Source organism: Candidatus Laterigemmans baculatus, assembly GCF_010367455.1.
In the GTDB taxonomy this organism is placed as follows: Bacteria; Planctomycetota; Planctomycetia; order Pirellulales; family Pirellulaceae; genus Laterigemmans; species Laterigemmans baculatus.
The window spans coordinates 284,260-299,998 of record NZ_WRPR01000042.1; the positions used below are offsets into that span (position 1 = coordinate 284,260).

A 15,739-nucleotide genomic window follows, 5' to 3' on the forward strand; every position below is an offset into this window, starting at 1 on the left:
GGGGAGGGCAATGGGTTTCGGCACGAACTCTCGATGGAGCCGTTAGAAAAGAAGCCAATTCGTCGAGCAAAAAGGGTCACATGCACTCATCATGCGAGCGTCTACCGGTCCCTCCCCGGCCCTGAGAGGCCAACCCTCCCGGGGGGAGGGTGATGGGGGGAGAGTCAGCCTGGAAAGACTGACGTACGTAGGCTCACGCGCTGCGGAGGAGGGCGCCGCCGAGCACGATCAGGCCGACCGCGGCGGCTCCGAGGGCGGTGACCAGGACGGCGCCGGCGGAGATATCGAGCACGCGTCCGATCTCGGGGTGCCGCTCTGGATGCAGCCGGCGGACCAGCCCTTCGATCGCTGTATTGAACAGTTCGGCCGCTACCACGATCGCGATCGAGAGGAGCAGGACACACCATTCCCACGCTGCCACGCCGAGCACCGCCGCGGCGAGCACGACGGCCGCGGCGGCAGGTAGGTGAACCAGGAAGCTGCTCTGCTTATCGACGCCCCAGCGGACCCCGCGAATGGCGCAGCGGAACTTCCGGGTCCAGTGCTGGAGCATCACTCGAGCCCTTCGATTCCCGGCGGTGGAATCAATTTGCCGCCGAGCTCGCCCAACCGCCGGCTCGGCCAGAACCGCGGTTCGACCATGAACTGGAAACCCACGTTGTCGCGACCTTCGTCGACCGTCAGCCCCATTCGCAGCAGCGCCGATTCTCCAATCCGCGTCAGCGCGAACTGTTGGCCGATGTTGCCGATCTCCCCGAGGTCGAACGTCGCTCCGGCTGAGACGATCCACTTTTCATTCAAGCGGTAATCGATGTTCCCCCGCAGCACGGTGCTGTCGATCGGACCTTGCAAGGATAAGACGCCGAGGTACACGTCGCCCAATCCCGGTCGGCTACTCATCACTCCAAAGCTGGTGCTTCGCAAACCGTTTTCAAAGAAGTCAAAATAGCCATCGCTGAGCAGGGTCACGCGGTCGCCCACAAAGTACCGGAAGTCGTACCGCGTCGGACCAATCGTTTCGCCAAAGTTCATTTCGTCCTCTTCTTTGAGAAACAGCAGCGTCTCGACATCGAACCGCACCAGATCGACGATCCGCTCGCGACCTGGTAGTCCGCGTTTGGTTTGCAGACGTTGGTGGAGCCCAATCCGTCCCTGTACCAAATCGTCGGCGATCTCCGTGCTCGGCGCCGTCACATAACGCTGCATGCCCTGGCGGAACGCGTAGGTCCGGGGGTCGTATTCGGGAGGCAGCACGCCGCCGTAGGTATTGAAGATAAACCGCCGTCGGAACTGTTCTTGAGCGTTGTCGTCGAGCTGGTCGTACATCGGCAGCTGCTCGAAATTTTCCGATGCGTCGGCATAGAAGAGTTCTCCGCGGAGCTCGGTTTTATGAGCCAAGCCGCGGATATTGAACAGACTGCTTTCGACCGTGGGGTACAGTCGCCAAGCGGGAATCGATCCACGGATGCCCCCTTGGCCGAGCAGCCGAGTGAGCTCCTCGCCATTGATGTCTTCACCCCAGTGGGCGGCCTCACCCGAAACGTAGGGGACTAGCTTCATAATGCCCAAGGTGAACGGAGCGGCCAACTCATGCCGCGTCGAAGCGACCAAGCCTTCACGATCCGCCTCGCCCGGGAGCGTGGTGAATTTCGCTTGTTCGGCCGCCGTCTCCGGGGCATCGGCCACTTCCAAATTCGCATATCCCACGCGATTGTGCGCCGACCAGTTGATCCGCTCGGTCAGGAACGAATGGCCTAACAGATAATGATCGAACTGGGGGAGCCGATTCGTGTCGGTATAGAAATCATTGACGCGAACCTTCGCGTGCAAATCAAAGAGCTGATTGAAGTGGTATTTGCGGAGCCGAAGCTGCGTGTCGTGGTCCTTGTCGCGGTCCCACTCATTCTCCAGATACTGCTCAAGAAAATTGCGGTCGCTGAGCAGCCCGACCTCGGCGATCAATTCAAAATCATTCTGTAGATAATGGCGATGCCGCAGCAGGACTCGGCCGCGGATGTCTTCCTCTGGCTCAAGTCTGCGACGGTCGAGACCGAGCGTGTCGAGCCCGCTGTCGTCGATCGCCCAGGCATCGAAATAGCCGGTGACTGGACCCGGAATGCCGAGCAGCGAGGGAACCGAATAATTGACTGTGGTTCCGAGCGCCGGCCCCCGCTCGCTGAGATAGTCGGTCGAAAGGGTCCAGTCGACGCCTTCGGGTGGAGCGTCGACGCCAAAGAGTTGGAAGACGTCGAAATCGGCGAGAACTTGGGCGCCGAAAATATCATCATTCCGGACCCTCAGCCCGGTCAGATAGAAATTCGTCTTCTCCAGATTGCTCGAAAAAACGGGCCAATAGAAAACGGGGAACCCGCCCACAAAAATCGTGTTGTCGGTGCTGCTCACCTGCCGCTCGTTCGCCAGATAGCTTTGGCCGGTGAGCGGATCGACACGCGGCACTTCGCGATCGCTGAATCGCACCTGTTCGCTCTGCAACCAGTAGCGAGGAACTCCCAGCCGGCTGCTCGTCACGGCCGAACCGAAGGCGATGAACTCCCCCTTGGAGACCTGCTGCAGGACGTCCGCCTTGAGCCGCACGTAACCTTCGTATTCGGGGATCGACGTGATCGCTTCGGCCGACAAGATCATCCCGTATTCGTGGGCGATGTTGTAATACATCCGGTCGGCGTAGATCACACGGTCGCCTTGGCGAAAGACGATGTCCCCTTCGAGGTAGAGTTCGCCCTCGGCTTGGGAGAGCGTCGATTCGCCGCTCAGCAAGCCGCTCATCGGCGGCAGCCAACCGACCACGTGGTCCGCCGAGATCGAGATCGTCCCCAGATCCATCAGCGACCCGTCGCCAAACGACGCTTGGACGTCGCGAACCAGCACCGTCGCTCCCCCGCGAAGGACGACCACCATTTCTCCGGTGGCGACGTCGGGGAATGTGTTCAGTTGGGCCGGAGACGATGCCGAGCGAGGGGCGAACTCAATGCTTCGCGAGCCACCGCCGAGCAGGAACTGCATTCCGCTGTTGCCGAGCGCTCCGTTGCGCTCCGGAGGCGTGTCGGTCGGCAGCGGCTGCTGGAATTGCACGGGCTGCACGGGGCCTCCCGGAGCCCCTGGCGTCCCCGGAGTTTTTGGGGCATTCAGCGCATTCAGGTCGCCCAGCGCAGCCAGGTCGCCCAGGGCAGCCAGGTTGCCCGGGGCAGCGCGACCGGCCGGCGTGGGAGTTTGCAGCGCAGCGTGCAGCGGCTCGATCTCCGGAGGAATCCGGGCCGGGCGGCCGCGGTACCAGGGGGCTGCCAGGTGCGGCTTTTCGGGAACGTGCAGCAGCACGCTCGATTCGCGACCGCCAGCCCCGCGGACGCTCAGGGCGACGCGGAAGCCGCGGGCGTTTGCCGCTGCTTGGGTGGTCGCTCCTACACGTGAATCGGCCGGAGGCGGATCGGAACTGCGGGAGACGATCGCCAGCACGCGGTCCGATTCGATCAGCACGCCGTCTCGTTCAACGCGGCAGCGGCCTTCGAGCAGGTACGCATCGCCAGCCGGATCGTCCCATCTCCAGACGCTGTCACCGCTGAGCTGAAGCGTTCCGGCGGTCGTTTGGAGCGCCGACAGCGGGGCGGATTCGCTCCCCGGGGTCGCGGTCACTCCGAGCAAAACGGCAACGACGACGCCTGCGACGAGCGCGGCGGCGAGCGGTTGGCGGACTCGCTGCGGCGAGTCGCTCCGTCGAGCGTCGTTTGATCCTGCTTCCTTGCCCAACTCCACTCCGCAACCGGTCGTCCTGACCGCTGCTCGAGCGCGAATCACGACGCAGGCCTCTCCGCGAGCGGTAATCGCTCGCGAACGGCCGGCGCCATGGCTTAATCCCAAAATGGCGGCGGAGTATAGGAATCCCGCCGCCGCTGTCACAACATCAACACCGCCGCGAATTGCGAATGTGGAGCGGTGTTTTTGAAAATCCCACCACCGCGATCGCCGCCACCATCGGGATCACCGGGGCCCGCATGCGGAGATTGCTCCAGTAGACCGCGTGCACCACCGTGACCGCCACGATTAACAGCAGTGGAGGAGCCCAGGCGGGATCGAACAGCTGTCGCCGCAATCGCCAAAGCCCCGCGATTACGCCGATCCCCAGGACGCCATAGAAAGCGCCAGTCGCCCAGCTCGCCAGCCCCACCCGGCCTCCCACGCGTGGCACCGGCGACCACAAGCGGCCGACGCGGACCAGCGAGGCGTAGAGGAACATTGCGGGCTGCCGGCGAATCTCCTGCTTGGCCCACTCGCTGGCCAGCCGGTCGGCGGCCAACTCCGAATCTTCGCCCCCTGAGGCGGCCGACAGCTGCTCGAGCCGCGCCGCCCACTCGCGGTGAAACGGCTCGGCGTCCCAGGCTTCACCCCAAAACGCTGCTTCGACAAACGAGCGGGAGTCGAGATAGTCATAGAAGTAGGGATTGTTGCCGAGTAGCAACGTATAGCCACCATGCGTTGTCGCCCAAACCGCTTTGCCAATCGTCTGATAGTTGCGAGCCATCCAGCCGGCGGCGGTGACGGCGAACACCGCCAGAATTGCGATCGCTTGCCGGGCGGCCCAGCGGCGGTGCGCTTTCCCAAGACAACTCACACCCAACCAGCCGACCCAGAGCACGATCCAGACGGCGAACACCGGTCGGCACAAGTAGCCAGCCGCCAGAAAGACTCCCACCACCAGCGGCCAACCCCAAGCTCGAGACGAACGCCGAAAATCCGCTGCGTCATCCTCCCCCTGGGAGGGTCGCGAGGGACGAGCGGGGAGGGGCTTTTGCGGTTCGGCGTGCTGGGTGCCGATCGTCGTGGTGGTCCTCCCCGGGCCTGAGAGCCCGGCCCTCCCGGGGGGAGGGTAATTACGGACCTGCGATTCTTCCCTGGCCGCCCAGTCCTTCGTGGCGGCCCACCAGGCGGCGACGGCGAGGCCGGCGGCTAGCGTTTCGGTCATCACCAGCGTCGATTGCATCAGTAGCAACGGGTCGATCGCCGTCAGGCAGCCGGCGGCGATCGCCAACCGCTCGCCCGGCCGCGAATCCTTCTCAGCCGCCGTCCCAGTCTCGCTGCGGCAAGGGGTGGCCTGAATCCGACGCAGCGTGGCGTAGACGCCGAGGCACGTCAGTACGCCGACGACCCAGTGCAGCAAGCCGACCGCCGCGTTGCCGAGCTGACCATCCGCGACCCCCCAGGAAAGCAGCCAGGGGTAGAGTGGTGGCCGGAACGCGGTAGGATCGACGGGGCCGGCTTCGGCGGTAATTCCAAACGTGCCGCTCTCGGCGAGCGTTTGGGCGATCTCCCGGTACGAGTCGGGATCTTCGCCGAGGTGGTCGAGTGGGCCGACGCCAAGCAACGCCGCGGCGATCACCGCACCGCGGACGACCGCTGCGACGCTTGCAACGATCACCGCACCGGTCCATCGCCGCGATTGGCACTCCAGTCGCTGCTGAGCCTGATTCATCCGTTTTCTCCACCGCCCCTATTTTAACGCTTCTCGCATGGCTTCCCGGACTGCCTCCCGCGCGGCTGCTTTTTTAATCGCTGGCCGGTGGTGGTTGTTGGCGGTCGCCGTCGTCGCCTTGGGGCTCGCCTTCGGGCCTGCGATGCGGCTCGATTTCGACCGCCGCATCGAACAGATGTTCCCCCGCTCGGACCCCTCCGTCGAGTCCTACGAGCTGCTGCGGAGTCGATTTGGGGGAAACGCCGTGGCGATGCTTGTCTATCGCGACCCTCAACTCTTTTCTCCCGAGGGGCTCGCCCGCGCTCGCGCCACAGCCGCCGAGGCCGCGGAAGTTCCCGGCGTGTTCGGCGTCCTCTCCTTAGCTCAAGTCAATGACGCGCTGGCCAGCACGCGACCGGCGGGGATCTTGGGGTTCGGCGGAGCGTCGGAAGCGCCGGCGATCCTCGGCGACGATCGACTCGCCGAAGGCTTTCGCGAATTGTTCGCCGATTACACCCACGACCGCGAGGGGGATTTTGCCGCGGTCGTCGCGATGCTCGATCCGGCTCACCCCGAGCGGCATGGCGATGCGGTTGCCGAGCTGCGGCGGATTGCCAGCGGATTGCCGGCCGTCCACCGACCGCTGGCGCTGGTCGGCGAACCGGTCTTGATGGCCGAAGGCTTCGAGCTGGTGGAGGAGGATGGACATCGGCTTTCGACGACAACGGTGATCCTGCTGGCGCTGACCACTTTGTTGATGTTCCGTTCGCTTCGCTGGGTGATCGCTGAATTGGCGGTGATCGGGTGGGCGGTCGTCCTGACTCGTGCCGCGGCGGTCGCTTGGGGACTCCAGCTGACGATGGTTTCCTCGATGCTGACGGCGATCGTGACCGTGATTGCGGTGGCCAGCGTGATCCACATCGCCAATCGCTTTCGGATCCGGCGGCGGAGGGGGGATGCTCCAGAGGCTGCGGCCCATGCGGCCTTGGCGGCCGTTCTGCCCCCGGTGTTCTGGGCCTGCCTGACCGATGCGGCAGGTTTCGCGGCGCTGGTGGTTTCGCAGGTCGGGCCCGTCCGCGAGTTCGGATTGATGATGACGCTCGGAGCCGCGATGGTCTTGCTCGGGATCCTCCTGATCTTGCCGGCGCTAATGCTGCTGCCGCCCCATCCCGCCTGGGCTCCCGCCGGCCGCGTCGATCGAGCGATTGGCCGCTCGCTCGTGCGGTTGTTGGTCTGGCTCGATCGCCGCCGTCGCTTCGTCACCGTCGTCACGCTGTTGATCGGGATCGGAACCGGAGTCGGGCTGGTTCGCTTGCAGACCGAGACGAACTTCATTCGCAACTTCCGCGCGACCAGCGATTTGGCCCAAGGCTATGCGATGGTCGAGTCGCAGTTTGGCGGCGCGGGGGTTTGGGACGTGGTGCTTCCCGCCCCGCGGCAGTTGTCGGCCGAGTATCTGGCCAGCGTCCGCGAGTTGGAGGAGCGACTGCGGCAGATCGAGATCGACGCTCCCCATTCACCAGCCGGAGCCTCACCAGCTGGAGAAGGGGCGGTGGCGGCGCGGCTGACGAAGGTCCTCAGCATGGCGGGGGCCGAAGAGACCGCCGCCTCCGCTCCGCTGCTGGCCCTGGCGACGCCCACGGTGCGGATCGCGGGGATGCGGGCGGCGATCCCCGCGTTTGTCGATGCCCTGTTGACGCCGCCGGAGGAGGGCCAGCCGCGGTATTTGAGGATCATGCTGCGCAGCCCCGAGCGGTTGCCGGCGGCCGAAAAGCTGGCGCTGATCGCCGCGGTGAGCGACGAGGTCGACGCCCATACCTCCACCGACCAGTGGCGGCAGTTGCTCGCTGCGAGCCCTTCGAGCGGAGCCAACGCGGGTGAAGCGAGTGGGGACGAGTCGAGCGGTTTGGGGGAGATCGAGACTCGTGGCCGCGTGACCGGTTACTATGTGCTGCTAGCTCGGTTGATCGAGAATCTGCTCCGCGACCAATGGCTATGTTTGGCGATCGCTGCCGCGGCGGTGTTTGTGATGATGGCGGTGGCCACCGGTTCGCTGCGGCTGGCGGCAATCTGCATGCTTCCCAACGCGCTGCCGGTCCTAGCCGTGCTCGGGATCCTCGGGTTGCTGGGGATCCGCGTGAACATGGGAGCGGCGATGATTGCGGCGGTTTCGATCGGGCTGACGGTCGACGGCTCGATCCATTTCGTGTTCAGCTATTTGGCGGCCCGAGAGCGTGCTGCCAGCGGTCGGGGTGCCAGCTCGCTCCGCGCGGTGCAGTATGCTCAGAGCCGGATTGGGTTACCCGTGCTGCTGGCCACGATCGCTTTGGCGCTTGGGTTCAGCATCCTGTCGACCAGCGAATTCATTCCGACGGTGACCTTCGGCGTGCTGGTGACCGCCGCCCTGGCCGCCGGAACCGCGGCAAACCTCACGCTTCTGCCCTTGCTCTTAATTCATCTCGTACCGCGGTCCTCACGTCCCGCCGGCGAACGGTAGACCTGGGAGATTGCTCCTCGTTTAACGGCAAGCCGAAGGCGACTGTTTTTCCCATCCCGAAGGAATCGACGATCGTTGCCGGATGAATGTCGAGGGACACGGATAGATTGTAGGGATTTGTACCGATGATAAGACCGTTGTTGCTACTTGCCGCCCTCGCATTGGGCTGGATGGGACCGGCCGCCACACAATTGCGAGCCGAGGAACCGCCGAACATCCTGTTCGTGTTTGCCGACGACCAATCCTTTTCGACAATCGCCGCCCTCGGCAACTCAGAGATCGAGACGCCGAACCTCGATCGGTTGGCCCGGCGTGGGACGGTTTTTTCTCACAGCTTCAACATGGGATCGTGGAGCGGAGCGGTCTGCGTCGCCAGCCGCACGATGCTCAACTCGGGCCGTTCGGTGTGGAGGGCCAATGAGATTTATCGGGCCGCCGATCGCGAGCGGGCGGAGGGACGGTGGTGGTCGGAGTTGATGAAGCAGGCCGGCTACCGGACTTATATGACTGGCAAGTGGCACGTTCCGGCCAAAGCGGATCTGTCTTTCGATGTGGTTGCCGACGTTCGAGGCGGAATGCCTAAGCAAACCGAAGCCGGCTACGGACACCCGGCGGAAGATCCCCGCGAGCGATGGTCGCCATCGGACCCGCGGTATGGTGGTTACTGGGAAGGGGGAACGCACTGGAGCGAAGTCGTCGGCAATCATGCCACCGATTTCCTTGCCGACGCGAGCAAGCGCGACGAACCCTTCTTCATGTATATCGCATTCAATGCCCCGCATGATCCGAGGCAGTCGCCCCAGGCGTACGTCGATCGCTATCCGGCTGAGAAAATTACGGTCCCCGCCAGCTTTCAGTCGCTCTACCCATTCAAAGACGCGATCGGCTGCGGCGAATCGCTTCGCGACGAACGGCTGGCTCCGTTTCCGCGAACTCCGCACGATGTGCAGATCCACCGCCAGGAGTATTACGCGATCATCACTCACATGGACGCACAGATTGGCCGCATTCTCGACGCGCTCGAAGACTCGGGCAAAGCCGACAATACCTGGATCTTCTTTACCGCCGACCATGGGCTGGCCTGTGGCGAGCATGGGCTGATGGGCAAGCAGAATTTATATGATCACAGTGTTCGCGTTCCCTTCGTGGTCGTCGGGCCCGGCGTTCCGAGTGGAGCCACGATCGAGACTCCAGTTTATCTGCAAGATGTGATGCCGACGACGCTCGAATTGGCGGGGCTGGACAAACCCGACCACGTCGAGTTTCACAGTCTGTTGCCCCTGCTCGCGGGCGAGACTCATTCGCTCTATCCGGCGATCTATGGAGCGTATCTCGACTTGCAGCGCAGCATTCGCACCGAGCGCTACAAGCTGATCGTCTATCCCAAAGCCGAACGCGTGCGGTTATATGATTTGCAGGACGATCCGCAGGAGCTGCGGGATCTGGCCGAGCAGGAAAGCTCGAAGCCGCTGATCCAGACTCTTTATCGTCAACTCAAAGCGTTGCAGAAGGAGCTTGGGGACGATCTGGAGTTGGATTTCGTGGCTAACACCGACGCCTTCGGCTTGCCGTTAAACGATTAGGCTCTGTCAGAAAATCCTGAGCCGACGGCGCTAGCCGCGGGTGCTGCAGCGGAGATTCCGGGCGTGCGAAGGCCCGAGGCTAGCGCCTACGGCTCAAAAGACGGAACTCACTGGGTTTTCTGACCGAGCCTAATTCTCCAACGACTTCGCGTCGGCCGAGGTAGGGGCAGGATCGCTTGGGCTCTGGCAGAGTTCGAGGAGTTCGGTGGTCGTGTCGAGCAGCGCTGTCCATGGGGATTCGGCATCGGACGCAGCCGCCTCGGGAGCGATCGCTTTGCCCAGGTGTTCGATGGTTCGCCGGTCGAACAACCCTTCGGCGCACCGCAGGCTGAGGACAGCCACGCGGCGGCTGTGCTCGGCGGTGTCGCTGTCGCGGTGGGCGAGTGCGGCCAGCAGGGCTGCGATGGTTTGCTGGGGAGACAGGTCTGGAGAGGCCGCGGCGGTGGCGGTGCGAGCGGACGGGTGGACCGCGTCGCGTGCTTCGGGTGCGGCCTCCTCGTTCGCGGCATGTTCGTATTCGGGGCAATAGACGACGACGCGATTTCGCCCCTGACGCTTGGCGACGTACAAGCAGGCGTCGGCTTGGTTGATCATTTCTTGGGGAGTCGCCGCGCCTTGGCTGATCTCAGCCACGCCGATGCTGGCGGTGGTGACCAGTTCTGCTGGCGATTCAAATCGGAGTTGTTCGATCGCCTGGCGAAGCTGTTCGGCAGCTTGCTGCGCTTCCTCCAGCGTGCAACCGCGGAGCAGAATGCAGAATTCTTCGCCCCCAAACCGGCAGACGAAATCGGTCGATTCGTGGCGTTCGCGGAGCAGTGCCGAGACCTGCCGCAAGACCTCATCGCCGACATGGTGGCCGTAGGTGTCGTTGACGCTTTTGAAATGGTCGTTATCGATCATGACGCAGGCGAGCGGAGTCCCCTGAGCCTTCGCTTCTTCCCAGGCCCGATCGAAGCGTTCGAAAAAAGCCCTTCGGTTCAGACAGCCGGTCAGCGAATCTTGGGTGGCCAGAATCTCTAATTCCCGGTTCTTGCGGCTAATCTCATCACGGCTGCTCTTGAGCATGGTGAGCATATTTTCCAGCTCGGCGCGATGCTCTTCGATCGGCGTGATATCGTGAAATGTCGCCAGCATCCCGCGACTGCCACCGGAGTTCGAGGCGAGCGGAGTGGTGTTGATCGAAAAGATCCGTTGGCCGTCGTCGTCCAGCCGATACCGCATGCGTTGATCGTTTTGCGACTCCTGGCGTGCCGCCTCGGTCGTCCAGGGATAGACGGTAGGCGCGGACCCATCATCGGCCACCCAGGACAGGTCGCTGATGCAGCGTCCGCTCAGCTCCTGGGCGTCGACTCCGACGGTCTCCGAAAACGCCTGATTGGCGAGCACGATCTGATTCCGCTCGTCGAGGATGAGCAGTCCTTCCGAGAGGGTATCGAGGGCATTGCGAACCCGGTCGGGAACGACCTGCGTGCCGTTGAGCAGTCCCATCATCCGCGCGGTCAAGAACGTATAACTGCAGAGGCCGGCGATGGTGAAGAAAGCGAGCAATCGGGCCAGGGGATGGTGGAGCAAATCGGCGCCCGAGGCATGATGGCGGTAGCACAGTTCAAGCTGCCCCCAAGGCTGGCGGTGCAGCTGGATCGGAATTTGGACCTGAGCGATCGGTCGGGCTCCGCTGATCAGCCGTTGGGCGAGTCCCGGGCGGGACGCTTTCGCACCGCTCTCCGCAGAAGCATCTGGGGCTGTAGCGTCTGGAGCGGAAGGATCCGGTTCGAGTACCCAATGCTGTTCGTGGTCGGCGGTTTGCAATCGCAGCTGACCCTGCTGGGTCCGGATCCCGATCGAGAGGAGATCGTCGTCGCGGTCGACGATCGTCGCCAGCACCGCCTCCAATTCGTGCCATTTCTGCTGGCGGACCATGGCCGCGACGTTGATCGCAATCGCTTCGCACTGGCGGCTGCGAGCGCGGAGCTGCAGCGCGGTGGCATCGGGAATCAGCCCCAGCCACTGAGCAGCGAGAATCAGGCTGAGCCCGACGCAGACCAGCGCCACGGCGACCCGAATCGATGCGAGATACGTTCTTAACACTGCAGGGAACTCATCGCGCGAAGCGACGCTCCGGAACAACTTTCTTCTACTTGACGAGGTTTTCAATCGCGTCGCCAGCGTCCGCTTGGCGGTTGCGGTAGGCGAGCAGCAGACTTGTCGGGTCGATCATTCGCCAAGCGGGTAAGCTGCCGAACATGGAGGTCACGAACAGTCCGCCCCGAAGCGTCCACATCACATAACCAATCGAAACGAAGGCGGCCGTGGCATCGACCGAGCCGACGGCAAACTCCTCCATTCCCGATGCTTCGCTTCCACCAGAGTGCTCTGCGTCCCAACGCCCCCAGGCGATCGATTGCTGGACTTCAGTTCGCAGAACCTCTTGCATGACTCTGGCGTCGAGGCGCGTGTACCCGCTGCCCGGCTCGGCCGCTCGCGTCTCTCGCTCGCTCTCATCGCGTGAGGCGGGGGTAGCCGAAGGGTTTTCACTCGCATCGCCGTTCTCTCGTTCTTCCCGTCCACCGTCACCGCTCGCATCCTCGGCCCCGTTCGTCGGCGCCATCCACTGCGTCGCTGCGTTTTGCTGCAGTCGAGGTGGCGCTGCGGCCGGATGCGCCGGGGCGTCGGACTCGTTTTCGCGATCGGCTGCGGAGTCGCCGGAGGATGACGGTTTCTCGGTCCCATTGGTGGGGCTGGGGTTGCCGCTCTCGACCGGCGTGGGGCTCGATCCGGAGTTTCCACTCCCACCGACCGCAGTGACCTCGATCTGAATCTTGACCGCCTCGCTGGAATCCTGCCCGTCGCTCGCCTGGTACTCAATCACGTCGACGCCAAAGAAGCCGGGTGCGGGGGTGTAAACCCATCGCCCTTGGCTGTCGACCGTAATGGAACCGTTGCGAGGACCTGTTGTAATTACCGGGAACAGGGCATCACCATCGATATCCACATCATTGGCCACGACTCTGGACGTGTCCAATACGATCGACTCATTCGAACGGGTTGTATAGGAATCGGACGCGGCCACAGGAACATCGTTCACTGAAACCACTTCGAGCGAAGTGATGGACAACGCTGAATCTTCAATCGAGTCGCTGACGCTCAACACCAGCGACCGAGCGGCAGTCGACGGTGTCTCGCTGGTATTGAGAAAAACGACCGACTCCAGAACCGACTGATACTCCGCGGCACTCGCGGCGCCGGTCAGCGTGAGAACTCCGGTGGCCGAGTCCCACGACCCGCTGATCCCTTCGGTTCCGGTAAAATTGAGTTGATCCTCGCCACCGGCATAACCGACCAGTCGGATCGTGGCCGAGGTGAGGAGCGAGCTATCTGGATCGTCGATGCTGACGCTCTCCCAGACAGGCTGTGCCGCAGCGTTCTCGATATAGACCACCGGGGCGGTGGAAACGATCACCGTCGGCGCGTCGTTGTGATTGAGGAAGTCGACCACAACGGGAGTGTCCCCGACGGTCAAACTGCCATCGCTGACCGTGACTTTGTAGCTCGGTGCGCTCTCGCCCCCGTGGTGGACAAAGCGAATCGATCCGGAGCTGACTTCACTTTGGCTGAATTCCGTGATCGGTAGTCCCGGGGCGGCAATGCGTTCAAAATGGCCACCGCTGAGCGAGGTGATCTGGAACTGCAGCGTGCCGCTCGGCGTGTCGACATCACTCGCCCACAGTTCCGCGGCGGAAAGGACGACCGCCCCGCCTTCACCGATCGTCAACTGGTTCGTGTGGAGGACTGGAGCTTCATTGACGTTCTGAATCTGCACCGTCACGATCGCCGTCGCCGATTGCTGAACGCCATCGGAGACATGGATTTCCAGCTCATACTGCGAACGCGATTCATAATCGAGGTTCGCATTGTTGTCGATCGTGATCAGCCCTGTAGCCTGATCGATCGCGAAGATGCCGTCCGGGTCTCCTGAAGCAATCGTCCAGTTCTGTAGGGTTCCTACGGTGTCGGCGTCGGTGCCCAGTACCGAACCGACAGCCTGGCCATTGGCCGCCGCTTCGTCGATCTGGAGGATCTGTCCGGGCGTCACGACTGGAGCGTTGTCGTTTTGGTCTCGTACTTGGATCAACACGGACCGAGTGCTGGAACTGCCGTCGGTGCTGGTTGCGCGGACGGTGACGCTATGGCTGGTGCTCGTTTCGTAGTCGAGTCCCGCAGCGAGGGTTACGACGCCGGTGTTCGCGTCGATCGCAAACCGGCCCCCCGCGTCGTCGTCGAGCGAGTAGCTGACCGAGTCGGTGCCGTCGGCGTCGTCCGAGCTGGCCGTGATGCCGACAGTCGAGCCGATCACCGCGTCTTCGTCGATCTCATTCGCCGCCGCGTTGGCATCGACCACCGGCGTAGCGTCGAACTCATCGATGTCGTTGACGTTGATGGTGAAGTTCTGGGTGGTCGACGAGCCGTCGGTGCTGGTTGCGCGGACGGTGACGCTGTGGCTGGTGCTCGTTTCGTAGTCGAGTCCTGCGGCGAGCGTCACGACTCCGGTGTTCGCGTCAATCGCGAACCGGCCCCCCGCGTCGTCGTCGAGCGAGTAGCTGACCGAGTCGGTACCGTCGGCGTCGTCCGAGCTGGCCGTGATGCCGACCGCCGAACCGATCACTGCGTCTTCGTCGATCTCGTTCGCTGCCGCGTTGGCATCGATCACCGGCGTAGCATTGAACTCATCGACGTCGTTGACGTTGATCGTGAAATTTTGGGTCGTCGAACTGCCGTCGGTGCTGGTCGCTCGAACGGTGACGCTATGGCTGGTGCTCGTTTCGTAGTCGAGTCCCGCAGCGAGGGTCACGACACCCGTGTTCGCATCGATCGCAAACCGGCCCCCTGCGTCGTCGTCGAGCGAGTAGCTGACCGAATCGGTACCGTCGGCGTCGTCCGAGCTGGCCGTGATGCCGACCGCCGAACCGATCACCGCGTCTTCGTCGATCTCGTTCGCCGCCGCGTTGGTGTCAATTACCGGCGTAGCATCGAACTCATCGACATCGTTGACGTTGATCGTGAAATTCTGAGTCGTCGAAGAGCCGTCGGTGCTGGTTGCTCGAACGGTGACGCTATGGCTGGTGTTGGCTTCGTAGTCGAGTCCCGCAGCGAGAGTTACGACTCCGGTATTGGCATCGATTGCAAACCGGCCCCCTGCGTCGTCGTCGAGCGAGTAGCTGACCGAGTCGGTGCCGTCGGCGTCGTCCGAGCTGGCCGTGATGCCGACAGCCGAACCGATCACTGCGTCTTCGTCGATCTCGTTCGCCGCCGCGTTGGCATCGACCACCGGCGTAGCGTCGAACTCATCGACGTCGTTGACGTTGATCGTGAAGTTCTGGGTGGTCGACGAGCCGTCGGTGCTGGTCGCTCGAATGGTAACGCTATGGCTGGTGCTCGTTTCGTAGTCGAGTCCCGCGGCGAGCGTCACGACACCGGTGTTCGCATCGATCGCGAACCGGCCCCCCGCGTCGTCGTCGAGCGAGTAGCTGACCGAGTCGGTACCGTCGGCGTCGTCCGATGAAGCCGTGATGCCGACAGCCGAACCGATCACCGCGTCTTCGTCGATCTCGTTCGCTGCCACGTTGGCGTCGACCACCGGCGTGGCGTCGAACTCATCGATGTCGTTGACGTTGATCGTGAAGTTCTGGGTCGTCGACGAGCCGTCGGTGCTGGTCGCGCGAACGGTGACCGTGTGGCTGGTGCTCGTTTCGTAGTCGAGTCCCGCGGCGAGCGTCACGACACCGGTGTTCGCATCGATCGCGAACCGGCCCCCCGCGTCGTCGTCGAGCGAGTAGCTGACCGAGTCGGTACCGTCGGCGTCGTCCGAGCTGGCCGTGATGCCGACTGCGGAGCCGATCACCGCGTCTTCGTCGATCTCATTCGCTGCCGCGTTGGTGTCGACTACTGGCGTAGCGTCGAACTCGTCGACGTCGTTGACGTTGATCGTGAAGCTTTGGGTGGTCGAACTGCCGTCGGTGCTGGTTGCTCGAACGGTGACGCTATGGCTGGTGCTCGTTTCGTAGTCGAGTCCCGCAGCGAGGGTGACGACGCCGGTGTTCGCGTCGATCGCAAACCGGCCGCCTGCGTCGTCGTCGAGCGAGTAGCTGACCGAGTCGGTGCCGTCGGCGTCGTCCGATGAAGCCGTGATGCCGACCG

General features: G+C 63.3%; 7 protein-coding genes. 2 read left to right on the forward strand and 5 right to left on the reverse strand.

Translation table 11 applies throughout. The features are described 5' to 3' along the window. Positions 1–193 precede the first annotated feature (193 nt). From GNK13_RS09790 to GNK13_RS09800, 3 genes are all read right to left on the reverse strand, one after another. Positions 194–553, reverse strand: coding sequence for a diacylglycerol kinase (locus GNK13_RS09790; protein ID WP_164102322.1), 360 nt, complete (start codon positions 551–553; stop codon positions 194–196). Then, on the reverse strand, positions 553–3,813 hold the full coding sequence (locus GNK13_RS09795; protein WP_164102323.1) for an organic solvent tolerance protein OstA: 3,261 nt from the start codon (positions 3,811–3,813) through the stop codon (positions 553–555). The genes GNK13_RS09790 and GNK13_RS09795 overlap by 1 nt, the downstream gene beginning before the upstream one ends. A 106-nt stretch (positions 3,814–3,919) precedes the next feature. Further along, a complete protein-coding gene (locus GNK13_RS09800) occupies positions 3,920–5,485 on the reverse strand; it encodes a hypothetical protein (protein ID WP_164102324.1) in 1,566 nt (521 codons plus the stop codon). A gap of 37 nt (positions 5,486–5,522) precedes the next feature. Between GNK13_RS09800 and GNK13_RS09805 the strand changes: the two genes are divergently transcribed. Both GNK13_RS09805 and GNK13_RS09810 read left to right on the forward strand, forming a co-directional pair. Continuing rightward, positions 5,523–7,961, forward strand: coding sequence for an efflux RND transporter permease subunit (locus tag GNK13_RS09805; protein WP_164102325.1), 2,439 nt, complete (start codon positions 5,523–5,525; stop codon positions 7,959–7,961). Positions 7,962–8,086: 125 nt separating this feature from the next. Continuing rightward, complete coding sequence (locus GNK13_RS09810) at positions 8,087–9,544, forward strand: sulfatase-like hydrolase/transferase (protein ID WP_164102326.1); 1,458 nt, start codon at positions 8,087–8,089, stop codon at positions 9,542–9,544. 129 nt (positions 9,545–9,673) lie between these two features. On the opposite strand, the gene GNK13_RS09815 is transcribed toward GNK13_RS09810, so the two are convergent. After that, positions 9,674–11,632: a GGDEF domain-containing protein gene (locus GNK13_RS09815; RefSeq protein ID WP_164102327.1), complete on the reverse strand. Its 1,959-nt coding sequence runs from the start codon at positions 11,630–11,632 to the stop codon at positions 9,674–9,676. A 46-nt stretch (positions 11,633–11,678) separates the two neighbouring features. Next, the coding region (locus tag GNK13_RS09820; protein ID WP_203329005.1) for a cadherin domain-containing protein at positions 11,679–15,739 on the reverse strand (4,061 nt) is incomplete at its 5' end.

Bases quoted from the DNA above. Each gene is read 5' to 3' on its own strand.
- GNK13_RS09790 (WP_164102322.1), bottom strand. From the start codon at position 553: ATGCTCCAGCACTGGACCCGGAAGTTCCGCTGCGCCATTCGCGGGGTC.
- GNK13_RS09800 (WP_164102324.1), bottom strand. From the start codon at position 5,485: ATGAATCAGGCTCAGCAGCGACTGGAGTGCCAATCGCGGCGATGGACC.
- GNK13_RS09805 (WP_164102325.1), top strand. From the start codon at position 5,523: ATGGCTTCCCGGACTGCCTCCCGCGCGGCTGCTTTTTTAATCGCTGGC.
- GNK13_RS09810 (WP_164102326.1), top strand. From the start codon at position 8,087: ATGATAAGACCGTTGTTGCTACTTGCCGCCCTCGCATTGGGCTGGATG.